32 protein-coding genes, 1 other RNA gene and 1 other annotated feature are annotated in these 25,747 nt (G+C 39.2%); of the genes, 29 read left to right on the top strand and 4 right to left on the bottom strand.

Going from position 1 to position 25,747, the window contains the following annotated elements:
* Positions 1-64 precede the first annotated feature (64 nt).
* The 4 genes from FD29_RS10120 to FD29_RS10105 form a co-directional block, all read right to left on the bottom strand.
* Positions 65-2,488 (bottom strand): Xaa-Pro dipeptidyl-peptidase, encoded by a 2,424-nt coding sequence (locus tag FD29_RS10120; RefSeq protein ID WP_057888815.1) that lies wholly within the window; start codon positions 2,486-2,488, stop codon positions 65-67.
* 188 nt (positions 2,489-2,676) lie between these two features.
* On the bottom strand, positions 2,677-4,020 hold the full coding sequence (locus FD29_RS10115; protein WP_057888814.1) for a C1 family peptidase: 1,344 nt from the start codon (positions 4,018-4,020) through the stop codon (positions 2,677-2,679).
* Between the two features lie 13 nt (positions 4,021-4,033).
* Positions 4,034-4,723, bottom strand: a complete 690-nt coding sequence (gene rpiA / locus FD29_RS10110) for a ribose-5-phosphate isomerase RpiA (RefSeq protein WP_057888813.1) — start codon at positions 4,721-4,723, stop codon at positions 4,034-4,036.
* On the bottom strand, positions 4,724-5,026 hold the full coding sequence (locus FD29_RS10105; RefSeq protein WP_057888812.1) for a GNAT family N-acetyltransferase: 303 nt from the start codon (positions 5,024-5,026) through the stop codon (positions 4,724-4,726).
* A gap of 131 nt (positions 5,027-5,157) precedes the next feature.
* Here FD29_RS10105 and FD29_RS10100 point away from each other — a divergent pair, with 131 nt between their 5' ends.
* The 29 genes from FD29_RS10100 (at position 5,158) to FD29_RS09970 (ending at position 25,743) form a co-directional block, all read left to right on the top strand.
* Positions 5,158-5,700 carry a dCTP deaminase/dUTPase family protein gene (locus FD29_RS10100; protein WP_057888811.1) on the top strand — a complete coding sequence of 181 codons (543 nt, stop codon included), beginning with the start codon at positions 5,158-5,160 and terminating at the stop codon, positions 5,698-5,700.
* Positions 5,701-5,718: 18 nt separating this feature from the next.
* Positions 5,719-7,095: a DNA repair protein RadA gene (radA, locus tag FD29_RS10095; RefSeq protein ID WP_057888810.1), complete on the top strand. Its 1,377-nt coding sequence runs from the start codon at positions 5,719-5,721 to the stop codon at positions 7,093-7,095.
* Between the two features lie 10 nt (positions 7,096-7,105).
* A complete protein-coding gene (locus FD29_RS10090; protein ID WP_057888809.1) occupies positions 7,106-8,383 on the top strand; it encodes a PIN/TRAM domain-containing protein in 1,278 nt (425 codons plus the stop codon).
* On the top strand, positions 8,364-9,860 hold the full coding sequence (gltX, locus tag FD29_RS10085; protein WP_057888808.1) for a glutamate--tRNA ligase: 1,497 nt from the start codon (positions 8,364-8,366) through the stop codon (positions 9,858-9,860). Before FD29_RS10090 ends, gltX begins: the two co-directional genes overlap by 20 nt.
* A 90-nt stretch (positions 9,861-9,950) precedes the next feature.
* Positions 9,951-11,357 (top strand): cysteine--tRNA ligase, encoded by a 1,407-nt coding sequence (cysS, locus tag FD29_RS10080; RefSeq protein WP_057888807.1) that lies wholly within the window; start codon positions 9,951-9,953, stop codon positions 11,355-11,357.
* Positions 11,350-11,763 (top strand): Mini-ribonuclease 3, encoded by a 414-nt coding sequence (locus FD29_RS10075; RefSeq protein ID WP_057888806.1) that lies wholly within the window; start codon positions 11,350-11,352, stop codon positions 11,761-11,763. The genes cysS and FD29_RS10075 overlap by 8 nt, the downstream gene beginning before the upstream one ends.
* Complete coding sequence (gene rlmB / locus FD29_RS10070) at positions 11,744-12,529, top strand: 23S rRNA (guanosine(2251)-2'-O)-methyltransferase RlmB (RefSeq protein ID WP_057888805.1); 786 nt, start codon at positions 11,744-11,746, stop codon at positions 12,527-12,529. Before FD29_RS10075 ends, rlmB begins: the two co-directional genes overlap by 20 nt.
* A 131-nt stretch (positions 12,530-12,660) precedes the next feature.
* On the top strand, positions 12,661-13,236 hold the full coding sequence (locus FD29_RS10065) for a sigma-70 family RNA polymerase sigma factor (protein WP_057888804.1): 576 nt from the start codon (positions 12,661-12,663) through the stop codon (positions 13,234-13,236).
* 77 nt (positions 13,237-13,313) lie between these two features.
* Positions 13,314-13,463: a 50S ribosomal protein L33 gene (gene rpmG / locus FD29_RS11310; protein ID WP_083477843.1), complete on the top strand. Its 150-nt coding sequence runs from the start codon at positions 13,314-13,316 to the stop codon at positions 13,461-13,463.
* A 14-nt stretch (positions 13,464-13,477) separates the two neighbouring features.
* Complete coding sequence (secE, locus tag FD29_RS10060; RefSeq protein ID WP_057888803.1) at positions 13,478-13,663, top strand: preprotein translocase subunit SecE; 186 nt, start codon at positions 13,478-13,480, stop codon at positions 13,661-13,663.
* Between the two features lie 97 nt (positions 13,664-13,760).
* Positions 13,761-14,303 carry a transcription termination/antitermination protein NusG gene (gene nusG / locus FD29_RS10055; RefSeq protein WP_057888802.1) on the top strand — a complete coding sequence of 181 codons (543 nt, stop codon included), beginning with the start codon at positions 13,761-13,763 and terminating at the stop codon, positions 14,301-14,303.
* A 125-nt stretch (positions 14,304-14,428) separates the two neighbouring features.
* A complete protein-coding gene (gene rplK / locus FD29_RS10050) occupies positions 14,429-14,851 on the top strand; it encodes a 50S ribosomal protein L11 (protein ID WP_057888801.1) in 423 nt (140 codons plus the stop codon).
* A 103-nt stretch (positions 14,852-14,954) separates the two neighbouring features.
* The gene (rplA, locus tag FD29_RS10045) at positions 14,955-15,635 is read left to right on the top strand and encodes a 50S ribosomal protein L1 (RefSeq protein ID WP_057888800.1); all 681 of its coding nucleotides are present in this window, start codon (positions 14,955-14,957) and stop codon (positions 15,633-15,635) included.
* Between the two features lie 34 nt (positions 15,636-15,669).
* Positions 15,670-15,789, top strand: a sequence feature (ribosomal protein L10 leader region).
* A 51-nt stretch (positions 15,790-15,840) separates the two neighbouring features.
* Entirely contained in the window at positions 15,841-16,347 is a 507-nt protein-coding gene (rplJ, locus tag FD29_RS10040) for a 50S ribosomal protein L10 (protein WP_057888799.1), read from the top strand.
* 44 nt (positions 16,348-16,391) lie between these two features.
* Complete coding sequence (rplL, locus tag FD29_RS10035; protein WP_057867318.1) at positions 16,392-16,760, top strand: 50S ribosomal protein L7/L12; 369 nt, start codon at positions 16,392-16,394, stop codon at positions 16,758-16,760.
* A gap of 70 nt (positions 16,761-16,830) precedes the next feature.
* Positions 16,831-17,433, top strand: a complete 603-nt coding sequence (locus FD29_RS10030; RefSeq protein ID WP_057888798.1) for a class I SAM-dependent methyltransferase — start codon at positions 16,831-16,833, stop codon at positions 17,431-17,433.
* 43 nt (positions 17,434-17,476) lie between these two features.
* Positions 17,477-17,791 (top strand): hypothetical protein, encoded by a 315-nt coding sequence (locus FD29_RS10025; RefSeq protein WP_057888797.1) that lies wholly within the window; start codon positions 17,477-17,479, stop codon positions 17,789-17,791.
* A 1-nt stretch (position 17,792) separates the two neighbouring features.
* Complete coding sequence (locus FD29_RS10020) at positions 17,793-18,269, top strand: nucleoside deaminase (protein ID WP_057888796.1); 477 nt, start codon at positions 17,793-17,795, stop codon at positions 18,267-18,269.
* Between the two features lie 43 nt (positions 18,270-18,312).
* Positions 18,313-18,395: signal recognition particle sRNA small type (gene ffs / locus FD29_RS11305), an RNA gene on the top strand.
* A gap of 83 nt (positions 18,396-18,478) precedes the next feature.
* Positions 18,479-20,191, top strand: a complete 1,713-nt coding sequence (gene dnaX / locus FD29_RS10015) for a DNA polymerase III subunit gamma/tau (RefSeq protein WP_057888795.1) — start codon at positions 18,479-18,481, stop codon at positions 20,189-20,191.
* A gap of 33 nt (positions 20,192-20,224) precedes the next feature.
* Complete coding sequence (locus FD29_RS10010; RefSeq protein WP_222593573.1) at positions 20,225-20,533, top strand: YbaB/EbfC family nucleoid-associated protein; 309 nt, start codon at positions 20,225-20,227, stop codon at positions 20,531-20,533.
* A complete protein-coding gene (recR, locus tag FD29_RS10005; protein ID WP_057888793.1) occupies positions 20,533-21,132 on the top strand; it encodes a recombination mediator RecR in 600 nt (199 codons plus the stop codon). Before FD29_RS10010 ends, recR begins: the two co-directional genes overlap by 1 nt.
* Before the next feature lies 1 nt (position 21,133).
* Positions 21,134-21,421, top strand: a complete 288-nt coding sequence (locus FD29_RS10000; protein WP_057888792.1) for a YaaL family protein — start codon at positions 21,134-21,136, stop codon at positions 21,419-21,421.
* Positions 21,422-21,799: 378 nt separating this feature from the next.
* Entirely contained in the window at positions 21,800-22,450 is a 651-nt protein-coding gene (gene tmk, locus FD29_RS09995) for a dTMP kinase (RefSeq protein ID WP_057888791.1), read from the top strand.
* A 3-nt stretch (positions 22,451-22,453) separates the two neighbouring features.
* A complete protein-coding gene (locus tag FD29_RS09990; protein WP_057888790.1) occupies positions 22,454-22,780 on the top strand; it encodes a cyclic-di-AMP receptor in 327 nt (108 codons plus the stop codon).
* 1 nt (position 22,781) lies between these two features.
* Positions 22,782-23,735 (top strand): DNA polymerase III subunit delta', encoded by a 954-nt coding sequence (locus FD29_RS09985; protein ID WP_057888789.1) that lies wholly within the window; start codon positions 22,782-22,784, stop codon positions 23,733-23,735.
* An 11-nt stretch (positions 23,736-23,746) separates the two neighbouring features.
* Positions 23,747-24,109, top strand: a complete 363-nt coding sequence (locus FD29_RS09980) for an initiation control protein YabA (RefSeq protein ID WP_057888788.1) — start codon at positions 23,747-23,749, stop codon at positions 24,107-24,109.
* Between the two features lie 18 nt (positions 24,110-24,127).
* Complete coding sequence (gene rsmI, locus FD29_RS09975) at positions 24,128-25,000, top strand: 16S rRNA (cytidine(1402)-2'-O)-methyltransferase (RefSeq protein ID WP_057888787.1); 873 nt, start codon at positions 24,128-24,130, stop codon at positions 24,998-25,000.
* Positions 25,000-25,743, top strand: coding sequence for an acyl-[acyl-carrier-protein] thioesterase (locus FD29_RS09970; RefSeq protein ID WP_057888786.1), 744 nt, complete (start codon positions 25,000-25,002; stop codon positions 25,741-25,743). Before rsmI ends, FD29_RS09970 begins: the two co-directional genes overlap by 1 nt.
* Positions 25,744-25,747 lie beyond the last annotated feature (4 nt).

Genomic DNA, 25,747 nt, shown 5'->3' with positions numbered 1-25,747 from the left:
ATGAAACAACTTAATTTAGTTCAGTTGTTAGGCATATATATCAAAGCATTTAGCCGATTAAGGTTTAATTCGTGTGGGTCGGAACAATTAATGACGAATCGTCCAATTGAACTGTGTATTCAATATTTTGATTACCACGAACGGTCATGCCAAAGTCGGTCGCATAAACGATCAAGCCCAGTTGGTGACCTTTAAGTAGTTTATAGAACGTTGGTTGTAATTCAACACTAACATTATAAAAGACATTTGGTTTTAGTTCATCCACTTTGTAATTGTTTTCACGGTTTTGTAAATTGAGGTGACCTTTGGTGATCATCTTGAATGGAGTCTCTTTGCCAGCGGTAAATTCACGCAAGTCATCCTCACGCCAATCGTAGGTCCCAGCTAAGGCGTTTTTGCCTAAGATAGAAGGTGAGACGTTGAGTCGTTTGGCTTTTCCATAGTCGATCAGTTGGAAACTCAAGAGACCGATATTTTCATTGGAAGAAACTTTTAAATTGACAGTTGTCTTACCATTAATCGTCAAATCGTCAGCTAACGCATCAGTCTTAAAAGTAAGTTGATTGTTGGCCAATTTGGTATCAGTGGCAATCAAATCATGTTCCCAAGTATCGTTATGGTCGCGATACAAGTTAAAGACATTCTCAGGTAACTGGTCAGTAAATGTGTGAGTTGCTTTGGGACTTTTTTCAGTTACTAATTTATCAGCTGATAAATTATAATTAACCTGTTCATTTTCAGCACTGGCCCAGTCTTTATAAGCTGTCCAAGTTTCTGGTTTGGTATTGTCTTGAACGATTACGTTAGGAATGATTTCTTTGGCATGATTGTCGACGCCTAATAGTTCATGCGTTAACCAGAGATTAATAATGTCGCTGTAATCGATCGAACGGAAAGCGTTGATATAGATATGTTGACCTTGATGCAAGATAATTTTTTGTGTAACGCCGTTATGCTTGATACCGTTCCAAAGTCTTTCGACGTTTCTAGGTTTGACGTTCCAATCATTCAAACCGTGGACCATGAAAACGTCAGCCGTGATATTCTTGAAATTCTTGTGATAGTTGCGAGCGTCCCAGAAAGTATTGTAGTCGCCACTGTTACGGTCTTCACCTTGATAAATATCCTTGATCTGTTCGTTCCATTCATCCTTGATTTTGTGGAAATCGCCTGGCTGCAGACGACGTGAGAAGGTTTCTTCAGCTAACACATCAGCATCTTCACCAGGGAAACCGCCGGGAGCGATAACTAAACCGCCATCACGGTAGTAGTCATACCAGCTGGAAATAGCTGCTTCACTGATGACGGTCTTTAAACCAGTTACGCCAGTCGTGGCGGCAGCGGTCGCAAGCGTTCCTAAGTATGAACGACCAGTCATTGCTACTTTTTGGTTGGACCACCAAGCAGTGATTTGAATGTTATCAGTTCGGTTAGTGAAGGCTGGAAGTTGACCGGTCAACCACTTGATAATTGAAATAGTTGAAGTAGTTTCTTCAGGATCTCCCGTTGTTCTGAGACCGTCAGAATCCTTCGTACCGATACCAGCCATGTAGATGACCGCAAATCCACGAGCTAGGAAGTAATCATTCATAGTGTATGAACTTTCACGTGAGAAGGTTTCTTCGGCATGCTTAGTTTGGCCATTGATGTTACGAGCTTTTGGCAATGGCGTTTTGGGGTCGTTATATTCAATGTCAGAGTATTTGAGATCGTTCGGTTGTTTGTGTTTTAGAGGTACGTTGACATCGTGAGTTAATTTTTCGCCAGTTTCATCGTTAGTGCCTTGATTGTAAGGACTGGCTGTGTAAAGAACTGGTACTTTGAGGCCATTTTCAGTTTCTTTAGGACGTAGGATCTCAGCTTTTAATAAATCACGTTTGCCGTCGTGGTCACTGTCTTGTGGCGATTCGACATAGACAACTTCTCTGATCAGTTGATGTGGATCAAAGACAGGCAAGGTTTTACCGTTGAAAAGCATTGGCTTGTTGATCTTGCCATAAAATCTAGTGAAGTATCCCTTAGTTGCAAGTGAATCAATAAACGTTTGGCCAGTTTTGTTGTGAGTTGCAAGTAGCCAATACCATGCTGATTTTAATTCATCAGTGGTAAAGGTGTCTTTTTGATGGTCGGCAACTAATAATTGGATCTTTTTCATGGCGGCCAAGGGGGCGTCAAATGAAAAGTCGACATCAGGGTTGAATTTTAGTAACTGGAGAGCAACATTGTAGAAGGCTTCAACAGTAACGTTAGTGGCAGAATCCAAATATTCATCTAGGTTCATGTCGCTAGTTGCCATATAAGTTTGCAATTTTTCTTCAAGTACTGACGAGGTTTGAGCTTCCAAGAAACTCTTACTTAAAAAGCTTTTCCAAAGTTTGATCGTGTCGGTTTCGGACTCATTGTCTTGATCCAAAAATTGAATCTCTCTGAGTTCTGATAACTGAGTTTTAAAATCTGTGGGACGAATTGCAAATTGATTATTTTTCATTATGACAACTCCTTTTAGATATTAAATTCCTTATATAGTGCACTCTATAGTAAAACGCTTAAAACTTCAAACGCCATAGAGCCTTTTTATTAAAAAAGAGCTCAGCAATCTTCTAAGATTACTAAGCTCTTTAAAATATTAAAGTTAATCGGTCTGTTTATCTTTCTAAACCGAGTTTGTTTCACTCTCTATGCCAAAGCACCCATTGGATCCCATGGTGCCAAGACTTTAGGATCTTTAGATTCTTTGTCGAATGTTTCTTTGAGGTCATCAGACAAGTTCTTCTTGTTGATAACTAATTGGTAAACGAATTGATCGAACCATGAGTCGCTCATAACAAAGTAACCTTTGTTACCAACTTTTTCACCCCATGAGTTTTCGACTTTCCACTTCAATGGATTGCCGTTTTCATCCAAATCAACTCCAGTAATGACCATAGCGTGGGTCATCATACTTTCGATGTAGTCAAGACGTTCTGCCTTTGTCATTGATAGGTCAGTGTCTAATAGGCCTTCAAGGTCATAGATGTTAGTGTCCATGATACCAATCTTACGGTCAGAACTTTGACCAACATCACTACCGAACCAAACTGTTTCGCCATCTTGTAATTGTTTGATAGCGAGTTTCTTGAAGTCAGAGTTTTCAAGGTTCAAGTGACGAACTTGGCGTCCACCAACAACGTTGCCGAGCATTTCAACTGTGTAAACGTGGTTGTATGGTTTGTCAGCTGTTGGAGCATTGATAGTTGAAATGTAACTGTCTAAGTCCCAGCCAACATACTTCTTGAAGAATTCTTGAGGTGTGATGCCAGTTTCTTTGTGATAGTTCTTGTCATCATCACGGTAAGCCCAGTCGAATTTAACAGGTGGTTGACCAACTGTGTAAACCAAGATCTTGTAAATTTCGCTGAGAAGTTCGTTCTTCTTACGTTCGATATCTTCTTCAGATTTGTTGTCGTTGACAAGGTTACGAAGGATGATAGCATCTTTACGTAATTTCTTGTTGAGAACGTTATTTAATTCAGAAGAGTTTGTACGACTGAATGTATCGGGCATTACGGCCTTAGGAACGACACCATATTTTTGAACAAGTGCCATGACCATATCCCATTGACCACCATCTTGTTGAGGAGTAGTCATTAAGAAGTCGACTTTGCGGTCGCCAGTAGGTAAAGCGGCAGTGTTAATAACGTTTTCGAAGAAGTAGTTAGATTTTTCTAGCTTATCCCAGAAAAGCATGTAGCCTTGTGACAATTCGAAGCCCTTGATCTTGAAGTTGTCTTGAAGAGGGTGTCTCATAGTGTTCAAAGCTGCAAAGACCCAGCAAAGGCCTGATTGTTTTTGGTCAGCAACTTTACCAGTGTCGAGCTCAACTGAGAAAGTTGGATCCATTGCTACCTTAGAAGCAATAGTTTCACTTGATTTGAACAAACCGTTGTTAGCAACAGCATTTTTGATTGCTGAAGAACCGGGTGTGTTTTCAAATGCAGTTTGAAATTTTGATAAATCTGTTGATGTAATTTCTTTAGTCATACAATATTCTCCTCTATCTGATATTATCGATTACTTTTGGACCATCATCGTAACCAACGATAATAGTATTAACTATATCAAGAAATAGTCCGTGTGCAACTATTCCCACTTGGTGATCGAGCCAGTCAGCCAACAAATGTGGGTGAGTGATTGAACCCATTTTTAGATCGATGACATAATTCTTGTTGTGCGTTAAGACGCGTTCACCTTTGTCATCCAAACGGAATTCGGGATGAAGATCTTCTCTTTGAAGATCCTCAAAAGTCTTTTCGCAACCGAAGGGAATAACTTCAAGTGGCAATGGGAAACTGCCGAGAGTATCGGCCATTTTTGATTGGTCAACGATCCAGATGTTCTTAGTGGAGTTAGTTGCGACCATCTTTTCGAGTAGGTGAGCAGCACCGCCACCCTTGATACCTTGAAAATTCTTGTCGATTTGATCGGCACCATCGATCGTCAAGTCAATGTGGTCGACGTCATTGAGATCTTTGGTAGGAATACCTAAAGATTTTGCCTGTTTTTCAGAACGTGATGAAGTAGTGACGGCAACGATGTTTTTGATTTCACCGGCTTGATATCTTTTACCAAGTTCTTCGATCATGAAGTAAACTGTGGAACCAGTTCCGAGTCCAACGACAGAATTGCTCTTGATATAGTCGACGGATTTGATTCCAACGGCTTTCTTTAATTCATTTTGATCCAACTAATTTTCCCCCTTTAATAGCTTTTGGTAATTTTCCGTCAATAAAAATCTGATTTCTGGCTTCTTCTCAAAAGCAGCCTTAGCATATTCGCAAATGGGTACGATTTTAAGACTCTTTAGATCAGCAAAGTCAACGGCTGCATTGAAAAGCTTTCCAGCCAATCCTTGACCACGATAACTGTCACTGACATATGTGTGGTCGAGCGAAATAACGCCATCTTTAACTTTAGAATAAGTTATTTCACCAATCATTTCGCCGTTATCTTCGAGATAGAAACGACCATCCTCATGTTTCATTTCCATATAACTACCTCCTGCTTAATTAATTTAATTTTATACTACTCTATTATATGAAGAAAGTCAGCGTTATGAATAGTCTTATAGCGGTTAAAATGCTATTATTTTAGTTATCTAATGCTTAAGGAGTTTTCGATTTGACAAAAAAACGTGGATTTGAAATTGTAACAAAATACGAAGGTCAGGGAATCAATCTTCCGGTTCGTCAAACTAAAAATGCTGCCGGTTATGATATTGAAAGTGCACAAGATTTTGTAGTACCTTCAATTTGGAAATTTGGAGTTTTGAATGTGTTGAAATTTTTGCTCAACAAGGGCAAAATGGACGATACCAAAATAGCTGAAGTTCAAAAATCTATCAAGCCAGTTTTGGTGCCTACTGGTATCAAAGCATTTATGCAAGACGATGAAGTGTTGATCATTGCCAGCCGTTCCAGCAATCCTTTGAAGCGTGGCTTGTCGATTCCTAACGGTATTGGAGTAGTTGATGCTGACTACTATAATAATAGTAGCAACGAAGGGGAATTGTTTGTACAATTGATCAACTTTTTCCCAGTGGACTACAAAGTAAAGAAGGGCGAACGTTTGGCTCAAGGAATTTTCATCAAGTATTTAACAACTGATGACGATGAAGGTGGAATCAACGTTCGTCATGGAGGATTTGGTTCTTCAGGAATATAATGGAAAGGAACTAATTTATTGGCTAAAGCTAAAACAAAATTTGTTTGTCAAAATTGTGGTTATGTATCACCCAAATATTTAGGACGCTGTCCTAATTGTGGCTCTTGGAACCAAATGGTTGAAGAAGTAGAGCACAATGAAGCGGCCAAAGCTAGTGCTACTCCGAGTCGGCGCGTCAGTGACCGTGAAGCCAAACCAGTTAAAATCGATGAGGTATCTTTTGAAAAAGAACCCCGCGTTAAGACTGATATGGACGAATTGAATCGAGTTTTGGGCGGCGGTATCGTACCGGGTTCGTTGATTTTGATTGGTGGGGATCCCGGAATCGGTAAATCAACGCTCTTAACGCAAGTTTCCGGTCAACTGGCTAAAGATGGCGACAAAGTTTTGTATGTTTCTGGTGAAGAGAGTGCTTCGCAGATCAAAATGCGGGCCGATCGATTGAATATCAGTGGCGACAACTTATATCTTTACCCTCAAACTGATATGAGTTACATTCGCCAAACAATCGACGAAATGCACCCAGATTTCTTGATCATCGATTCAGTTCAGACAATGGATGAGCCTGAGATCACTTCAGCCGTCGGTAGTATTTCTCAAATCAGAGAAGTAACGGCCGAGTTGATGAATATTGCCAAGCAACAAAACATAACTATTTTTGTCGTAGGACACGTTACTAAAGGCGGTGCCATTGCCGGTCCAAAAATTTTGGAACATATGGTGGATACTGTTCTATACTTTGAAGGGGACACACACCACAGTTATCGAATTTTGCGTTCAGTTAAGAACCGATTTGGTTCAACTAATGAGATCGGCATCTTTGAGATGCGGACTCAAGGTCTGGTGGAAGTTGCTAATCCATCAGAGATTTTCCTAGAAGAACGTTTAGCTGATACTAATGGTTCAGCTGTGGTAGTTTCCATGGAAGGTACGAGACCAATTTTGGTAGAGATTCAATCGTTGATCACGCCGACTGTTTTTGGAAATGCTAAACGGACGGCTACCGGATTGGATCATAACCGAGTATCTGTTATTATGGCGGTTTTGGAAAAGCGTGGTAATTTGATGCTTCAAAATCAGGATGCCTATTTGAAATCAACTGGTGGGGTCAAACTTGATGAACCTGCAATCGATCTGGCATTGGCAATGTCGATCGCTTCCAGTTATAAGAATAAAGGTATTCCTGGGACCGACTGTTTTGTTGGTGAAGTTGGTTTGACAGGTGAAGTACGTCGGGTCAACCGCATCGACCAACGGGTCAATGAGGCAGAAAAATTAGGATTCAAGCGGATTTTTATTCCTAAGAATAATCTTGGCGATTGGGCCAAAGATAATAAAATACAAATAATCGGTGTTAGTACCGTAGCGGATGCAATGCATAAAATTTTTAATTAAGGAGGTTTTTATGCGAAAAGTAGTAATAAACATTATCTTTGCACTATTAGGTATCGCTGTCGGAATTACAGTTTTACCTAGTTTGTGGGAAGTTTCAGGTTTAGCAGGAATTGCTTTTGTCAATAACGGCTATTTTGACGGACTTATTGGATGTATTATATTTTATTTCTTGTCGTTCTTGTTTGTTAAACCAGTGATGGATCTGAACCAACGAATCGAAAAATATTTGAACTCTAGATCTCCAGGTTGGATCATTTATGGTTTAGGTTTCTTGATCGGTGGCTTGGTTTTGGCTAACATCATCTCGATACCGTTCTATATGATGCACAATATGTTTTCAAATGTGATCCCAGTAATCTTGATGATCGTCTTCGGATGGTTAGGATTTAGAATGGGAACTAGTCGTCGTAACGATTGGAACAATTTCTCAATTTCTAGACGAAACAATAGTAATAACAATAAAGCAAACGATAAAAACAGCGAGATAGCCCCAGAAGGCGAAGTAACTCGTCGTTCAGCTAAAAAGGATTTTTATCCATACAAGATCTTGGATACGTCAGTTGTTATCGATGGTCGTATCCACCAATTAGCTCAGACTGGATTTTTGGAAGGTAAGTTGATGATCCCGGACTTCGTGGTTCATGAATTACAACTGATCTCCGATTCCAGTGACAATCAAAAGCGTGAACGTGGCCGTCGTGGCTTGGATATCCTAAACGAGATCAAGATGGATCAAACCATCAACTATGAGACAACGACGCGTGATTATGATAATATTCCAGAAGTTGATATGAAATTACTTAAATTAGCTAAAGAAATCGGTGGTGCTGTCATCACAAATGATTATAATTTAAGTAAGGTAAGTGAATTTCAGAATGTTCAGGTCCTCAATATTAACGAATTAGCCAAAGTTTTGAAACCGATGGTTTTGCCAGGCGAGACGATGACTGTTAAAGTTATTAAAGAGGGTACTGAAAGAGAACAAGGTGTTGCATACCTAGAAGATGGAACAATGGTCGTCGTTGAAGAAGGTAAATACTTCATCAACAAGAGTATTGATGTCATCGTAACTAGTGCATTGCAGACTGATGCTGGTAAAATGATTTTTGCAAAACCTAAACATTCAATGCATGGTATCCAGGAAAAGAGTAGTGCCAAGGAGAATTCCGCTAGTCAGAACAAAGGCAGCGGCAAGAACCGTTCCAATAATAATGGCAACCGGAATTCGAATAGAAACAACTCGAGAAATAAAAGGGGAGAACAAAGAAATGGCAAAAAAGTCAGATAACAAAATTCGTGTAAGATATGCACCAAGTCCAACAGGTCACTTGCACATTGGGAACGCTAGAACAGCTATCTTTAACTACTTGTTCGCACGTAGTCACAAGGGAACTTTCGTTATCCGTATCGAAGATACTGATACAAAACGTAACGTTAAAGGTGGTACAAAGAGTCAACTAGAAAACCTTAAATGGCTTGGCGTTGATTGGGATGAAGGTCCAGATGTCGGTGGTGACTATGGTCCTTATCGTCAATCAGAAAGAAAAGATATTTATCAAAAATACATTGATGAATTACTTGAAAAGGGCTTGGCTTATAAATCATATCTGACTGAAGAACAACTAACAAAGATGCGTGAAGACCAAGAAGCTCATGGTCAAATGCCTCACTACGAATACGAATTCGAAGGCATGTCTGAAGAACAAAAGGCTGCTGCAATTAAAAAGGCCGAAGATGCTGGTTTACAACCAGTTGTCAGATTCCACGTACCAGTTGGTAAGAACTATGAATGGGACGATATCGTAAAGGGTAAAGTTTCAATCGGTTCTGATACAATCGGTGGCGATTGGGTTATTCAAAAACGTGATGGTATGCCTACATACAACTTTGCCGTTGTTATTGATGACCACTTGATGGAAATCTCTCATGTTCTTCGTGGTGATGATCACGTTGCTAACACACCAAAACAATTGATGATCTACGAAGCACTTGGCTGGGAAGCTCCTAAGTTCGGTCACATGACACTTATCATCAATACTGAAACTGGTAAGAAATTAAGTAAGCGTGATGAATCAATTCTCCAATTCATCGAACAATACCGTGAATTAGGTTACTTACCAGAAGCTATGTTTAACTTTATTGCTCTATTGGGCTGGTCACCAGTTGGTGAAGATGAATTATTCACACGCAAGCAATTCATCAAGATCTTCGATGAACACCGTTTGAGTAAATCACCTGCTAAGTTCGATCAAAAGAAGCTTGAATGGGTCAACAACCAATACGTTAAGAGTGCCGATGTTTCAGAAATTACTGATCTAGTAATTGCTAACTTGATCGAAGCTAAACGTATTCAAGCCAACCCATCAACTGATGAGATCCAATGGGTCCGTCACTTGACAGAACTTTACATGCCACAAATGAGTTACACACAACAAATCGTTGACTTGTCAGATGTCTTCTTTAACCAACCAGAACACCTAACAGACGACGAACAAAAAGAACTTGAAGATGACGATGCCAAGACAGCTATCAATGACTTGTTAGGCAAGCTAGAAAATCTAGATCGTTTCACAGCCACACAAATCATGAATGCTATCCAATCAGTTCGTGCTGATACTGGCGTTAAGGGTAGAAAACTATACATGCCTGCACGTATCGCAGCTACAAGAACTATGCATGGCCCTGCAATCGCTGAAACTATCGAATTGTTCGGTAAAGATGCTGCTATTAGTAACATCAAGAAGACTCTTGCAGAAATGAACTAAGATTTTTAAAACAGAAAAAAATTAAAGAGAGAGGTTGAAGGAAAACTTAGTTTTGCCTCCAGCCTCTTTTTTATTAGGTAGGTGAAATGTATGTTAAAGATTTTCAATACAATGACTCGTGAGAAGGAAGAATTTAAGCCCATAATACCGAATGAAGTTCACATGTATGTCTGTGGTCCCACGGTTTACAATTACATTCATATCGGGAATGCTCGTTCGATCGTAGCTTTTGATACCGTCCGCCGTTATTTGGAATTTTTAGGATACAAAGTTAAGTTTGTTTCCAACTTTACCGATGTTGATGACAAGATGATCAAAGAGGCTAACCGTGAAGGGATCACCGTTCCTGAAGTAGCTGATCGTTTCATCAAAGCTTTTTATGAAGATATCGATGCGATCAACGTCCAAAGAGCCACTATCAATCCACGAGCTACTGATAACATTCCGGAAATTATCGATTTTATCAAGGACTTAGTTGCCAAAGACTACGCCTATGAATCACAAGGGGATGTCTTCTATCGGGCTAGAAAATTCAAACATTATGGTGAACTTTCTGATCAAAATATCGATCAATTAGTTGAAGGTGCTTCCGAACACGTTGGCGATGCTGAATTTGCTAAGAAACAAGATCCAATCGACTTTGCGCTCTGGAAGAAAGCTAAACCAGGCGAGATCAAATGGGATTCGCCTTGGGGCGAAGGGCGTCCCGGTTGGCACATTGAATGTTCAGTCATGTCGACTAAATATTTAGGTGATACTTTTGACATTCACGGTGGCGGTCAAGATTTGGAATTCCCTCACCACGAAAATGAAATTGCCCAAAGTGAAGCTAAGACTGGTCAAAAATTCGTCAACTATTGGATGCACAATGGTTTCGTAACGGTTGAGAACAACGAGAAGATGAGTAAATCACTTGGAAACTTTGTGACGGTCCATGATTTAGTTAAGAAAACTGACCCACAAGTTTTACGTTTCTTCTTGTCATCAACGCACTATCGTCGACCATTGGAATATTCTCAATCAAATCTTCAAAAAGCAGCCGATAATTTGAATAAGATCAAGACAGCTTATAACAATTTGAAGTTCCGATTGGATGGCGCTACTGACGATGACGATGCTGATATCAAAGCTCAAGTAATTAAGATTGAAACTGACTTTAAGACAGCCATGAACGACGATTTCAACGTTCAAAATGGTTTGACGGAAATATTCAACTTAGTCAGTTTGGCAAACAACTACGCTGCTTCAGAGACGGTTGCGGAAATTCCTGCAAATGTTATCCTAAAAGCTATGGTTGATTTGACAAGTATTTTGGGCGTGAAGTTGGATGATCAAAAAGATCTTTCCGATGAAATTCAAAAGATGGTCGATGAACGTGACCAAGCTCGGGCAGACAAAGACTTTGCTACCAGCGACAAGTTACGTGATCAACTAAAAGATATGGGTGTAATTCTCGAAGATACACCACAAGGAACACGGTGGCATATTAATGACTGATGTTAAGCAACTGAACGGAGTAACTTTGGCATATTTAGGAGATGCGGTCTATGAAATTTATATTCGTGAACATCTCTTGAACAAAAATATTTCTAAAGTGAATGAACTACAAAGACAAGCCAAGCATTACGTTTCGGCGAAAGCTCAAGCTTCTTTGATAACTCTGATGATCGACAAGGACGTTTTGTCTGACGAAGAGATCAGAATTTATAAGAACGGACGCAATGCGAAAAAATATACTAAAGCTAAGAATACAAGTGTCGTCACATATCATATGTCAACTGGTTTTGAAGCACTTTTTGGTTATTTAGATATTACTGGTAACAAAGCACGTGTAGAAGAATTAGCACAGTGGTGCATAAACGAAGTGGAGACAGGTGAAGCCGATGACAGACAATTCGAATAGACGTAACAACAGTAACAATTTAGAAGAAAATGAATTAGTTTACGGAGTACATTCCGTAATTGAACTATTGAAGTCCGCAACTGCAGATCAACGTGTCAATAAAGTTCTCGTTCAAAAGGGACTTTCTAGTGAACATATTGGTGAAGCTATCAAGTTATCCAAACGTGATGGTTTGATCGTGCAAGAAGTTCCTAAGAACAAGTTGGACGACATCAGTAATGGTGGCAATCACCAAGGGATGGCAGCTTATGTGGCTCCTTATCAATACGCTGAATTGGAAGATATTTTCAAGAGTGCCGAAAAGAAGGGGACTGATCCTTTCATCTTGATCCTTGATAAGATCGAAGATCCTCACAATTTGGGCTCAATCATGCGTACCGCTGATGCTGTGGGTGTCGATGGTATTATCGTACCTAAGCATCGTTCAACCGGACTGACTTCAACCGTTGCTAAGACGTCAACTGGTGCGATTGAACACGTGCCAGTCGTTCGCGTAACTAATTTAGTTAATACTATTAAAGACCTAAAGAAACGTAACGTTTGGGTCTTTGGTACGGCTATGGAAGGTGACAACTACCGTAACTGGAATGCCAAAGGGGCCATCGCTCTGATCATTGGTAATGAAGGTAAGGGTATTTCACCATTAGTTCTTAAACAAGCCGATCAAACCTTGAATATTCCTATGGTGGGACATGTACAAAGTTTGAATGCTTCGGTAGCTACTGGTATCTTGTTGTATCAAGCTTTTGCTTCACGTAATGCTTAATTAATAGTATGAAATATAATTTCGTAAATTATATTTCATACTATTTTTTTGTAAACGTACGTTCGCTTACAATCTGGTATAGACAGATGTTATTCTATAACCATAAAATTATTATCCGTAAAAAAGTCTAAATGAATGAAGCTACAGAACAGCTATGGATTGAATGCGTCAAAGAAAACAATGATTCAGCAGCTCTTGTTAATTTAGTTGAAAAGTATCAACCGATGGTCAATAATCTGCGTTCACAATTTTTCATCAATAATTATGAAGCAAATGATTGGTATCAAGATGCCTTGTTAGTTTGCTATCAGACTTGTTTGATTTTTGATGGAAATAGCGGATCAAAATTCGGTAGTTTCTTTAAACTTAGATTTAAAAATTATATTGTCGACTGTATCAGACGTGACAATGCTCATAAGAGAAGAGCTAACATTGGTACTAAGCCACTTGAGTCAGTGCCATTGGCTGAACAGGCTGATGTCGGTGCTATCAATGACAGTAGTCGTATAATCATCCAAAAACAATTACAAGAAGTTCTAGTTGAATTCAGCGAACTAGAGTTGTTAGCTTTCCAATATTTAATTGGAAAATTATCTAAAGAAGATTTACAAAAACAAACTAAATACGATATGAAAAAAATTGATTCGGCTATCTACAGAGCCCAAGCTAAGTTACATAAAGGCAAGTCGTCGACTGATTTGTCATGAGTTTGCAATGGACAATTTATATCTGAACGTATACAATTAAAAAGATTAAGATATAAATTGGATTTTGGAGATAAACAATGGGATTAAGAAAAGTCGCACTTGCTTGTACTGTTTGTGGTTCAAGAAACTACACAGTTACAGAAAACCCTAATCGTACAGAACGTCTAGAGATCATGAAGTTCTGTAAACACTGTGGTAAACATACTTTGCACAAAGAAACAAGATAATTCTGGAGGAACAAATGAAACTATTTAAATTTTTTGGTAGTGTCAATAAAGAAATGAAATTAGTCGTTTGGCCTACATTCAAAGAAAACAGACGTGATACATGGACTGTTGTCGCTACATCATTAATGTACGCAATCTTCTTTGCTTTAGTGGATTGGGGACTAATTTCTCTATTACAAACATTTGTAATGGGTAAATAGATTGTAAGACGTAGCAAAATTTGCTATGATATTATCAACGAGAAAAACTTCGACCTTAGTTCGGAGTTTTTTTATTTTGAATTTTTTGGAGGAAATTATGGCTGAAGCTGGCGAAAAACAATGGTATGTACTACATACCTATTCAGGTTACGAAAACAAAGTTAAGGAAAATCTTGAATCACGTGCTCAATCAATGGGTATGGAAGATTACATTTTCCGTGCAGTTGTTCCTGAAGAAGAAGAAACAAAAATGAAGAACGGTAAAGAAAAGAAAGAAATGGAAAAAACTTTCCCTGGCTACGTTCTAGTAGAAATGGTTATGTCTGATGAATCATGGTTTATCGTTCGTAATACACCAGGTGTTACCGGATTTGTCGGCAGTCACGGTTCGGGTAGTAAACCTGCTCCACTATTACCAGAAGAAATTGACAACATTTTGAGTCAATTCGGTATGGATTCACAAAAACCATCAGACTTTGAAGTGGGCGAAGTAGTTAAGATCACTGACGGTGCTTTCTCAGATATGACTGGTAAGATTACTGAAATCGATGACGAACACAGAAAACTCAAGGTCGACGTTGATATGTTCGGTCGTATGACTTCTGCTGAAGTAGACTTCACATCTGTTGAAAAACAATAATAATACTTATTGCTAATCTTAGTAGGCCGTGCTACTATATAACGGTATGTTTTTGAGACATACATGTGGGAGAGAAAATTTAGATTCTCATCATGACCACATCACGGAACAAGGAGGTATGCACCGTGGCTAAAAAAGTTGCTAACGTAGTAAAATTACAAATCCCTGCTGGACAGGCTACTCCAGCTCCTCCAGTTGGTCCTGCTTTAGGACAAGCTGGTATTAACATTGTTGCCTTTACAAAGGACTTCAATGCACGTACACAAGATCAAAGAGGAATGATTATTCCTGTTGTTATCTCAGTATATGAAGACCGTTCATTCGATTTCGTTACTAAGACACCACCAGCTGCTGTTCTATTGAAGAAAGCTGCTGGCGTTGAAAAGGGCTCTGGCGAACCTAACACAAACAAGGTTGCCACAGTTACTGAAGACCAAGTTCGCGAAATTGCTGAAACCAAGATGAAAGACCTAAACGCTGCTAGTGTTGAAGCTGCAATGCGTATGGTTGCTGGTACTGCAAGAAGTATGGGCTTTGAAGTAAAGTAAAAGACTAAATTTTCGCAGTTACAGGGATGTGAAAGCATTCTTAACAAGTGGGAGGAGAAAATATTATTCTCCGCATAGACCACAAAGCAAGGAGGAACTTAGCATGGCTAAGCATGGAAAAAAATATACAGAAGCTCTAAAACAAGTAGATAAAAACGCAACTTATACTGCTGAAGAAGCTGTTGAGTTATTAAAGAAGGTTGACTTTGCTAACTTTGATGCAACTGTTGAAGTTGCTTACAATTTGGATGTAGATCCTAAGCAAGCTGACCAACAAATTCGTGGTGCCGTTGTTCTACCTAACGGTACTGGTAAGACACAAAAGGTTATCGTCTTCGCTGAAGGACAACAAGCTAAGGATGCTGAAGCAGCCGGTGCTGATGTTGTTGGCTCAGATGACCTTGTTGAAAAGATTCAAGATGGCTGGTTGGACTTTGATGTTGCCGTTGCAACACCACCAATGATGGCTAAAGTAGGTCGTTTAGGTCGTGTTCTTGGACCTAAAGGTTTGATGCCTAACCCTAAGACAGGTACAGTTACAATGGATGTTACTAAGGCTGTTAACGATATTAAAGCCGGACAAGTTACATACCGTGTAGATTCAAACGGTCTTATCCACGCACCAATCGGTAAGATTTCATTTGATACAGCTAAGATCGTTGAAAACTTCAATACTTTCAACGAAACAATCTTAAAAGCTCGCCCTGCATCATTGAAGGGTGCATATGTTGTTAGTGTAAACATGACATCTACATTTGGACCTGGTCTTAAAGTTAACGCTTAATTAGTGTTGACTAACTACCAAAATAATGATAGATTAATATAGTTGATTTCTACCGAAGACTCAGGTGATGAAAGTCTTAATATCCTGCCGAGGCCAGAAGATTATTTCACTTAATCTCTGTGTCCCTTGGGCACAGAGATTTTATTATTTTTAAGCCGAAATTTGTAGATAATTAACTAAAAAATTGTGGAGGTGAAACGTAATAATGAAGCAAGATGTATTAGCAGCAAAACAAGCACAAGTTGATGAAATTGCTAAACAACTAGTTGGCGCAAAATCAGTAATCGTTGTTGATTACTTAGGTCTAACTGTTGAACAAGCTACAGAAATGCGTGCTGAATTACGTGAACAAGGTGCTACAATGCAAGTCGTTAAGAATACAATCTTGAGACGTGCAGCTGAAAAAGCCGGTGTTGAAGGCCTAGAAGAATACTTCGTTGGACCTACAGCTATTGCTTATTCAGAAACAGATCCTGTTGGACCTGCTAAAATAGCAGCTAAGTTTGCCAAAGATGTTGACGCCGTTGAAATCAAGGGTGGTATCATCGAAGGTAAAGCAGCAACTCTTGAACAAATTCAAGAACTTGCAACACTACCAGACAGAGATGGCTTGCTATCTATGTTGGTATCTGTATTACAAGCTCCAGTTCGCGACTTTGCTATGGTTGTTAAGGCCGTTGCAGACTCAAAAGACGACGAACCTGCCGCTTAATTTAATTTAAAACAAAAAAACTCAATTATTTGGAGGATACAATAATGGCTTTAGATACACAAAAGATTATTGATGATTTAAAAGATGCTTCAATCCTAGAACTTAACGACCTTGTTAAGGCTATCGAAGAAGAATTTGACGTTAAGGCTGCTGCTCCAGTTGCTGCTGCCGGTGCTGCTGGTGGCGACGCTGCTGCAGAAAAAGACTCATTTGACGTTGAACTTACAGAAGCAGGTCAAGAAAAGGTTAAGGTTATCAAGGAAGTTCGTGGTATCACAGGACTTGGCTTGAAGGACTCAAAGGACCTTGTTGATGGTGCTCCTAAGGTTATCAAGGAAGGCGTTGCTAAGGCTGACGCTGACGACATGAAGGCTAAACTTGAAGCTGTTGGTGCAACAGTTACATTGAAGTAATAACTTTATGTTAAAATTAATCCTCGTAAGAGGATTTTTTTTTACCCTAAAATAAAGGAAGGGGAAAGATATGGCTAATCAATACTTTGAAAATGATCCCGATTTGGAGCACGAACTGAAGAAATTCGATTTCACTTTGCGCAAGCACAACCTCAACTTCATTTCAGACAGTGGGGTCTTTTCACGACAGACGATCGACTATGGTTCCAGAGTCTTGATCGAAGCAGTCGATTTTTCCAATATCCCAGCTGGCAATATTTTGGATGTCGGCTGTGGCTATGGTCCAATTGGTTTAGCTTTGGCCAAGGAACAAAAGACTCGTCAAACAACAATGGTCGACGTGAACTTACGGGCTTTGAAATTGGCTAAACAAAATGCAGCCGACAACAATATTGATAATGTTGAGATCTTTGAATCTGACGTTTACCAAAATGTTTCGAATAAGTATGCACTGATCGTTTCAAATCCACCTGTCAGAGCTGGTAAGAACGTTGTGACGGCTATTTTGGCTGAATCAAAGGATTACTTGGAACCAAATGGGGAACTTTGGATCGTGCTACAAAAGAAACAAGGAGCACCTTCAGCTAAGAAGTTGATGGATAAAACTTTTGGCAATGTTGAAGTTGTTACTCGTGATAAAGGTTATTATATTTTAAAAAGTAAATTAATTTAAATTAATCTCTAATATGGTATATTCATATTGGAGGCGTTTACTTATGAAGAAAAAAATATTTATCGGCATAATTTTATCCGCAATTTCAACTGGATCATTCTTTGCAGGACGTGCATTAGTTAAACATATGCAACACAGTGCAGTAAAAAAAGACCGTGAAAAATTGGAATCTTATGTTGAAAAATATCTTCACGGTAATGAGAAATTGATGGAATTCGTGGGAACTTTATCCGATACCCAAGTGAAAGAATTGCTTGATATCCTTAGTTCTTTACAAAAGGAACAAGATCAATTAAAAATCAAAGCACCAGTTTTTCCAAAATACTTAGAGAAGAAAGTAACCAACTTAATTAGTTAAAATGATATTTTCAGAAGATAAAATAAATGAATACATGGATTTAGCAATCGCTGAAGCCAAAAAAGCTGAGACTAGAAGAGAAGTGCCCATCGGTTGCGTGATCGTCGATAATACGACTGGTGAAGTGATCGGTAGAGGTTCCAACGAACGTGAAGAGACCCAAAATGCCATCAAGCATGCGGAGATCATTGCGATCGAAGAGGCTTGTGCTAAAGTTGGCAGTTGGCGTTTGGAGCATACTAGCTTGTTCGTAACTTTGGAACCATGCCCAATGTGTGCCGGAGCGATTATCAACAGTCGCATCGAAGAAGTTATTTTTGGAGCCAGCGATCCCAAGGCCGGATCAGTTGGTTCAATCAATAATTTATTGGCTGAAACGCGCTACAATCACCAACCAGAGGTCCTCGCCAATGTTAAAGCTGACGAGACGGCTGCTTTATTACAGAATTTCTTTCGGGAAATTAGACGCAAAAAGTAGCATAATTCACTGATTTATAGTATTATAGTTATTGCCGCAAGGCCTTAGGGCAATGGTGCTCTTGTGAATCGTGTCAGGTTCGGAAGAAAGCAGCACTAAGTAAGGTGTGCCATGTGCCTTTTGTTATGTAAATTAGCCTCCTAATCTGTAAGGGTTAGGAGTTTTTTTGTGTTAAAATTTAGATATCCGAATTTTTTAAGGAGCAAACAATGGCATATCAAGCACTATATCGAGTTTGGCGTCCCCAAACTTTTTCTGATGTAATCGGCCAGGAAGTAATCACGCAGACATTGCGCAATGCGGTCGCTAGTCATATGACCAGTCATGCCTACTTGTTCAGTGGTCCCCGTGGTACAGGAAAGACTTCTTGTGCCAAAATCTTAGCCAAAGCAGTCAACTGTCTGAATCCACACGATGGCGAACCATGCAACGAATGTGAAATCTGCAAGGCTGCTAACGAAAATCGTTTGAATGATGTGATCGAGATCGATGCCGCCTCTAACAACGGTGTTGAAGAGATCCGTGATATTCGTGACAAGGTTAAATATGCACCGACTGAAGCCAAATTCAAAGTTTATATTATTGATGAAGTTCATATGCTTTCTCAGGGTGCTTTCAATGCCTTATTGAAGACACTAGAAGAGCCACCTGAAAATGTTATGTTCATTTTGGCAACAACCGAACCACAAAAGATCCCAGCAACAATTATTTCTAGAACGCAAAGCTTCAACTTCCGCAGAATTTCTAAGCAAGATATTTTGAAGCGGATGACTTACATTTTGGATGATAAAAAAATCGTCTATGATGAAGAAGCTTTGAATATTATTGCCGCCTCAGCTGAAGGTGGAATGCGTGATGCTTTGAGTATTTTGGACCAAGCTTTGTCGTATGGCGATGATGAATTGACTCTGAAAAATGCCCAAGAAGTTACTGGTGCCTTGAGCAACGAACAAATCGTCTCATACATGACGGCAATTGCGGACAACCAACCAGCTGAAGCTTTGACAAGTTTGTATCAAATTTTAGCCAGTGGGCGTTCAGCTTTGCGTTTTACAGAAATGATCATTCGCGTCTGCCGTAATTTGATCTTGTACAATTCCAATTCAGATTTATCAAAGCAGATGGACAATTCAGTGATGACCCAAGAGTTACTTGATATTGCGGACAAATTCGACAATACACGCTTGTTTTACATTGTCGACCAAGTCAGTGCAACGCAAAAGAATCTCAAGAACTCGAATCAGACTGACATTTATATGGAAATTTTAACCGTCAAGATCAGTGAGCCCAAAGTTGCTCAAGTTCCAAGCGAAGCTCCCCAAGAAGCCAACGGTGAATCAGAAAACCTTGAGATCGACAAGTTACGTGACGAGATCTCACATCTTCAAAATGAGGTTCAGGGCTTATCCAAAGGCGTTCAAGTTCCAGTCCAACCTAAGCCAAAAACTCGCCGCCGTTCCAATACTAATGCTCGCTTAAATAAAACAGCGATTTACAAAGTCTTGGGCAGTGCGACAAAAGATGATTTGATGAATGCTCGTGATGTTTGGCCGGACCTAATGAGTATGCTTTCAATCACACAACGTGCTATGATGAAGGTCGCTGAACCAGTGGCAGCCTCGTCTGAAGGTATCGTCGTGGCGTTTGATTACGCAATGTGGTTCGAACAAGTTCAAGATGATATGGACTTTTTGAAAGAACTCAGCGACAATACAAGTCGACTAATGAAAAAAGATTGTCAGATCGTTTTAGTACCTAAAGCCGATTGGCCTAAGATACGTAAAGAATATATTGACAATAATATTGATTTGAACAGTAAAGACAATGTAAAATCTAAGAAAGAAACTAAAAAGACTGATCCTACCGTTGATGAAGCATTAAAATTATTCGGTAGCGATGTAGTGGATGTAAAAGACGACTAGGAGGAATTTATTATGAGTAAAGGTATGCCAAATATGGGTGGAATGGGTGGCAACATGGCCAACATTATGAAACAAGCCCAAAAGATGCAAAGAGAAGTTCAAGCAGCTACTGAAGAATTGAACAAGACAGAATACACAGGCAAGTCAGTTGATGACTTCGTAGTTGTCAAAGTTACTGGTGAAAAGAAGATTGCTGACCTTACAATCGATGACAAGATCATTGATCCTGATGATCCTGACACATTGCAAGATATGTTGATCGATGCACTAAATAATGCCTTCGATGCCGTAGATAAGGATAAGAGCACCAAACTAGGCAAATACACAAACGGGTTGATGTAATGAAATATCCAGAACCAATTTCTAAATTAATTGATAGTTATATGATGTTACCCGGAATCGGTCGCAAAACCGCAACCCGGATGGCATTTTTCACCCTTGGAATGGATAAAGACCAAGTGGATGAATTCGCTAAGAATTTGATTGCTGCCAAAACCGATTTAAAATCATGCAAGATTTGTGGCAATATCACTACTGATGAGATTTGTTCAATTTGCAGTGATAAGAATCGTGACCAATCAACGATCCTAGTCGTAGAACAAGCCAAAGATATCATGTCGCTCGATGACATGAATGGCTACAATGGTTTGTATCACGTCTTAGGAGGCGTCTTGTCGCCAGTTGATGGTATTGGTCCCGAAGATTTGAATATCAAGTTGTTGCTGAACCGTTTGAAGGAGAATCAAAACGTCAAAGAGTTGATCCTCGCTACAAACGCAACTCCAGAAGGGGAAGCAACGGCTCAATATTTAGCCAAATTAGTTAAGCCAGCAGGAATAAAAGTAACTAGATTAGCACATGGATTAGCTGTCGGATCTGATATCGAATATGCAGATGAAATGACTCTAAAGAGTGCCGTTCTAGGTCGCAGGGAGATTTAGCATGTTTGGTAGAAAAAAAGTAACCGTCCAACAAATGGAAAATGATCGCCTTTTAAATAATATTCATCAGATTCAACAAAGAATTGGTAATACACAGAGAATGATCAACAATTCAGTTGACGTGGATGACACAACAAGAGTCCACTTAAAATTGGACCAGTTGAAATATCAATTCTTGTACTTAGAAGCTAGAAGAAGAAAAGCTACCGCTAAGGCTACGACTAATATTATCTTTGGCGAAGAAGATACTTTTTTAAGACAACCAAGCCGAGCTGAAAAACACTGGTAAAAATGAAATAGTGTTAATTGAAGAAAGAATCTATACCAATGAAATAATGGTATAGATTCTTTTTAATTATCTGTTTAGTTATAGATTATTTAGATACAAGGAGACGGATAAGTATTATTTAGAATACTATCATTCATTCTAGATAGGATTTACATATTAGTGGGAATTAGTCTGGAATGGAATTTCGTTAGATGCTCTCGCAGCGTTCCAGCGTCTAACGAAATTTCATGGAAGACGGGAAGTAAAAAATTCTTTAACTAAAAAGGGGAATAAGTTATCCACAATCTACCGTCTTTTTAGAGTATATCTAAGAGCTAAAGTTTCATTTATTTGTATTTTCAAGTAAAATAGTAGTAATCATCTAGGAGAGATTATTATATGTCAGGAATATTTATATCATTTGAAGGACCAGATGGGGCAGGAAAAACAACTGCTCTCAAAAAATTAATGCCACTGTTGCAGGAAAAGACCGACCAAGAGATCGTGCTTTCCAGAGAACCTGGTGGCAGTCCCATTTCTGAAAAAATCAGAAAGATCATTTTGGATATTCATGATGAAGAAATGGATCCTCGGACGGAAGCCTTGTTGTACGCAGCGGCTAGACGTCAACATTTGATCGATGTTATTTTGCCAACACTAAAAGAAAATAAAATCATGTTGAGCGACCGTTTCGTTGACAGTTCAATCGCGTATCAAGGTGGCGGACGTGAAATCGGTACGAAAGAAGTAGCTGAGATCAATGACTTTGCTATCGACGGCCACTTGCCGGATTTGACGATTTACTTTGACGTTACGCCAGCAGTTGGTTTAGCGAGAATTCGTAAAGACCATGAAGGTCAAATGGACCGTTTGGAAAAGGAAGCCATCAGTTTCCACGATCGGGTCTATGATTCATATGAACAAATAGTCAAGGATAACCCTAAACGTATTAAGAAAATCAATGCCGAACAAGCTCCTGAAAAAGTTGTCAGCGATGCTTTGGCAGTTATTGTGAACAGATTTCCTGAAATTTTTAACAAAGGAGAATAAATTATGAAATTAATTTTAGCCATTGTCCAAGATAAGGATAGTCAACATCTTCAAACTAAACTGGTCAAAGGTGGCTTCAGAGCCACACAACTACCTTCAACTGGTGGTTTCTTGAAGGCTGGTAACTGTACATTCTTGATTGGTGTCGAAGAAGAAAAAGTCGACGCAGCCTTGGATGTCATTAAAAAGACTTGTCACACTAGAACACAATTTGTTACTCCAACGTTCATGATGCCAGAAGCCGCTTCAAGCATGACTGATCCCGTTGAAGTTCAAGTCGGTGGCGCAACTTGTTTCATCTTGCCTGTCGATAAATTCGTGAGATTCTAAAATGGAGAGTTTAGTAGAAGAGCAACCCAAGGTTGTTCATGAATTTCAAAAGGCTATCTCCGCCAATATGTTGTCGCACGCCTATTTGATCGACAGCGCCTCTTCAAAGATCAGACATCAGATGGCAATTTGGCTGGCTCAAAGTCAATTCTGCGACAATTTAAAAGATGGCGCGCCGGATCAAACTTGTCAAAAATGTCAGACGATTGCTTTGGGCGACAATCCCGATGTCTTGGAAGTTAAAACCGACAAACAGAGCATCGGTGTCGATGATATTAAGTTTTTCAAAAAAGAAGCTAGTATGACGGCCACACAAGGTAAACGACGGATTTTGATCATTGATGAAGCTGAAAAAATGACCAATGCCGCCAGCAATAACTTGTTGAAAACAATCGAAGAGCCAGAAGGAAACTTGATGATGATCTTGTTGGCTGATTCGGCTAAGCAAATGTTGCCAACGATTCAGTCACGAGTGCAGATCTTTCACCTTTCCAATAAGAGCAACGATGATGAGATCGATTCATTAGTCAAGCTTTGTTTCAAAGCGGAACAAGCGCAAAGAGCATTGAGTGTAACTGATATTAAATATTTAGAAAGTATCGATGGCGAAAAATATCAGTCTTTAGTCGTAGCAATTACGAATTGGCTAAAAGAAGTTAATAACCAAAAAATAAATTGTTTTATCGACGTACAGACTGATATCATGCCGTTGATTGAGAATAAAGATCAACAACATTTGTTATTCGACATGTTGAATCAATTTTTTAGTGATATATTATCAATTAGGTACAATTTCGAAAAATCAACATTGACGTCTGTGGATATCTTAAATAAAAAATCGATCAAAAGAGTCGTTGGGATGTCCGATGACTTATTCACAGCCGAACAGATGTGGAAAAGCAATGTATCGTTTCAAGCAATTTTAGAAGATTTGTCATTAAAATTTGTGGATTAGTAGGTGAGATTATGGCAGATAAAGATTTATATGATGAATTTGAGACAATCACAGATCAACTAAATGATATTAGTAAAAAAGTTTCACTACTCAAGGAAGAACTTTCTAAAACTCTGGAAGAAAAAGAAGAGTTAAAGATGGAAAATCATAACCTCAGAAAACATTTGGAACAAAGCGGTTATGAAGAGGAAGACTTCGATGGCAATAAATTATCCAATTCACGTTTGAATTTGGAAAACTTATACCTCAAAGGATTCCACGTTTGCCAACAATTCTATGGTGCACATCGCGATAGTCATGAAGATTGTATCTTCTGTACCGATGTACTATATGGAAATAAGAAAAAAGGCAAAAAGAATAAAGTTAAAAATTAGATAAGGGGAGCTATTTGAATGAAGGAACAAAGGAGTTTTGTTGATAATTCGAAGGGCTGCCTTTTTTTAGTACCAACACCAATTGGTAATTTAGAAGACATGACTTTTCGGGCTGTGAACACATTAAAGGATGCAGATCTAGTCGCAGCTGAAGATACTCGTAATACCAAGAATTTATTAAATCATTTTGAAATACCAACAGAATTAATAAGTTTTCATGAACATAATACTGCTCAACGTATTCCAGAATTAATAGAAAAAATGAATGACGGCCTAAAAATTGCCCAAGTCAGTGACGCAGGTGCACCTTCGATCAGTGATCCAGGTAAAGAGTTAGTCAAAGCCGCTATCAAAGCTGATATTCCAGTCGTACCATTGCCCGGAGCAACTGCCTCAGTTACGGCGTTGATTGCCTCAGGTATTGCACCGCAGCCATTTTATTTCTTCGGTTTCTTGCCACGTAAGGGTAAAGAAAGAACGGAAGCTTTGAACAATCTGGCTCAATGTGAAGAGACGACTATCGTTTATGAATCGCCCTATCGGGTCAAAAAGACGATCCAAGACTTGATCGAAAATTTTGGTGGAGATCGCCAAATTACCTTAGCTCGAGAATTGACGAAGATCCACGAAGCCTTTTTAAGGGGAACTTTGGATCAAGTAGCAGAATATTATCAGGACAATGATCCTAAGGGTGAATATGTTTTGATCATTGCTGGCAAACCAGAAGAAGTCGCTACACAAATGGAGTCAGATGATGATTTAGTTAAGGCTGTCGATAACTTGATAAAACAAGGTCAAAAGCCTAACAAAGCTATCAAAGAAATTGCTACGCAAAATGGCTTAAAGAAACAAGACGTTTATAACCTTTATCACGGAATTGGAGAAGAATAGTGACAGAGAAGAGAACTTTTTCTATTGAAATGGAAGTACCATATTATTTTGTAAACTTTACCGGCGACATTCGTTTGTCAGCTTTGGTCGATATGATGCTTTTGACATCGGAGAAGCAATTGCACCAAGCGGATGCAGACAGTACGGAAATGGTAAAAAACAACGGTTTAGGCTGGGTCGTAGTGCAATATCACATGGATGTCAAAAAGATGCCTAGACTTGGTCAAAAATTGAAGATCACTACTCAAGCTACGAGCTACAACAAGTATTTCTTCTACCGTGACTTCTGGGTCGATGATGAGGATGGCAACCGCATGGTGGAAGCTACCAGTGCTTTTGTATTGATCGACATCAAGGCTAGAAAGATCGTCAGTGCCGCTGACCGTTTGGAAGATAAGTTCGGTGCAGAAGAGACGACTAAGTTAGTTCGTTTCCCTCGAGTAAAAGTGCCAGATGAATTCGACTTTGAACAAGCTCAACACATCGGCTATTACAATATCGACGTTAATAAACATGTTAATAATTCATATTACTTCGACTGGATGGTCGACACTTTAGATATGGACTTTATCAGCAGCCACAGTCTCAAGAGTATGGATATTAAATACGATAAAGAATTGAATATGGCCAGTGATCCGGTATCGTATGCTAAACTCGATAATACGAATAATAAATCTATTCATTGGATTAAAAATGGTGACGTCCTGAACGTTGTTGCTCAATTTGAGTGGAATGATAAATAAAATC

The sequence above is a fragment of the Companilactobacillus mindensis DSM 14500 genome (assembly GCF_001434275.1).
Lineage (GTDB): Bacteria > Bacillota > Bacilli > Lactobacillales > Lactobacillaceae > Companilactobacillus > Companilactobacillus mindensis.
Note: the sequence above shows the minus strand (reverse complement) of the source record. Positions and strands in the feature narration are given on the sequence as shown.

Coding starts and splice junctions, on each gene's coding strand:
- FD29_RS10010 (WP_222593573.1), top strand. CDS start 20,225: ATGGGTGGAATGGGTGGCAACATGGCCAACATTATGAAACAAGCCCAA.
- FD29_RS10000 (WP_057888792.1), top strand. CDS start 21,134: ATGTTTGGTAGAAAAAAAGTAACCGTCCAACAAATGGAAAATGATCGC.
- dnaX (WP_057888795.1), top strand. CDS start 18,479: ATGGCATATCAAGCACTATATCGAGTTTGGCGTCCCCAAACTTTTTCT.
- rsmI (WP_057888787.1), top strand. CDS start 24,128: ATGAAGGAACAAAGGAGTTTTGTTGATAATTCGAAGGGCTGCCTTTTT.
- FD29_RS10025 (WP_057888797.1), top strand. CDS start 17,477: ATGAAGAAAAAAATATTTATCGGCATAATTTTATCCGCAATTTCAACT.
- rplJ (WP_057888799.1), top strand. CDS start 15,841: ATGAAGCAAGATGTATTAGCAGCAAAACAAGCACAAGTTGATGAAATT.
- rpmG (WP_083477843.1), top strand. CDS start 13,314: ATGGGATTAAGAAAAGTCGCACTTGCTTGTACTGTTTGTGGTTCAAGA.
- FD29_RS10115 (WP_057888814.1), bottom strand. CDS start 4,020: ATGACTAAAGAAATTACATCAACAGATTTATCAAAATTTCAAACTGCA.
- FD29_RS09985 (WP_057888789.1), top strand. CDS start 22,782: ATGGAGAGTTTAGTAGAAGAGCAACCCAAGGTTGTTCATGAATTTCAA.
- recR (WP_057888793.1), top strand. CDS start 20,533: ATGAAATATCCAGAACCAATTTCTAAATTAATTGATAGTTATATGATG.
- FD29_RS09980 (WP_057888788.1), top strand. CDS start 23,747: ATGGCAGATAAAGATTTATATGATGAATTTGAGACAATCACAGATCAA.
- cysS (WP_057888807.1), top strand. CDS start 9,951: ATGTTAAAGATTTTCAATACAATGACTCGTGAGAAGGAAGAATTTAAG.
- FD29_RS10065 (WP_057888804.1), top strand. CDS start 12,661: ATGAATGAAGCTACAGAACAGCTATGGATTGAATGCGTCAAAGAAAAC.
- FD29_RS10120 (WP_057888815.1), bottom strand. CDS start 2,488: ATGAAAAATAATCAATTTGCAATTCGTCCCACAGATTTTAAAACTCAG.
- FD29_RS10090 (WP_057888809.1), top strand. CDS start 7,106: ATGCGAAAAGTAGTAATAAACATTATCTTTGCACTATTAGGTATCGCT.
- nusG (WP_057888802.1), top strand. CDS start 13,761: ATGGCTGAAGCTGGCGAAAAACAATGGTATGTACTACATACCTATTCA.
- rlmB (WP_057888805.1), top strand. CDS start 11,744: ATGACAGACAATTCGAATAGACGTAACAACAGTAACAATTTAGAAGAA.
- FD29_RS10075 (WP_057888806.1), top strand. CDS start 11,350: ATGACTGATGTTAAGCAACTGAACGGAGTAACTTTGGCATATTTAGGA.
- FD29_RS09990 (WP_057888790.1), top strand. CDS start 22,454: ATGAAATTAATTTTAGCCATTGTCCAAGATAAGGATAGTCAACATCTT.
- tmk (WP_057888791.1), top strand. CDS start 21,800: ATGTCAGGAATATTTATATCATTTGAAGGACCAGATGGGGCAGGAAAA.
- rplL (WP_057867318.1), top strand. CDS start 16,392: ATGGCTTTAGATACACAAAAGATTATTGATGATTTAAAAGATGCTTCA.
- FD29_RS10105 (WP_057888812.1), bottom strand. CDS start 5,026: ATGGAAATGAAACATGAGGATGGTCGTTTCTATCTCGAAGATAACGGC.
- gltX (WP_057888808.1), top strand. CDS start 8,364: ATGGCAAAAAAGTCAGATAACAAAATTCGTGTAAGATATGCACCAAGT.
- secE (WP_057888803.1), top strand. CDS start 13,478: ATGAAACTATTTAAATTTTTTGGTAGTGTCAATAAAGAAATGAAATTA.
- rplA (WP_057888800.1), top strand. CDS start 14,955: ATGGCTAAGCATGGAAAAAAATATACAGAAGCTCTAAAACAAGTAGAT.
- FD29_RS10020 (WP_057888796.1), top strand. CDS start 17,793: ATGATATTTTCAGAAGATAAAATAAATGAATACATGGATTTAGCAATC.
- FD29_RS10030 (WP_057888798.1), top strand. CDS start 16,831: ATGGCTAATCAATACTTTGAAAATGATCCCGATTTGGAGCACGAACTG.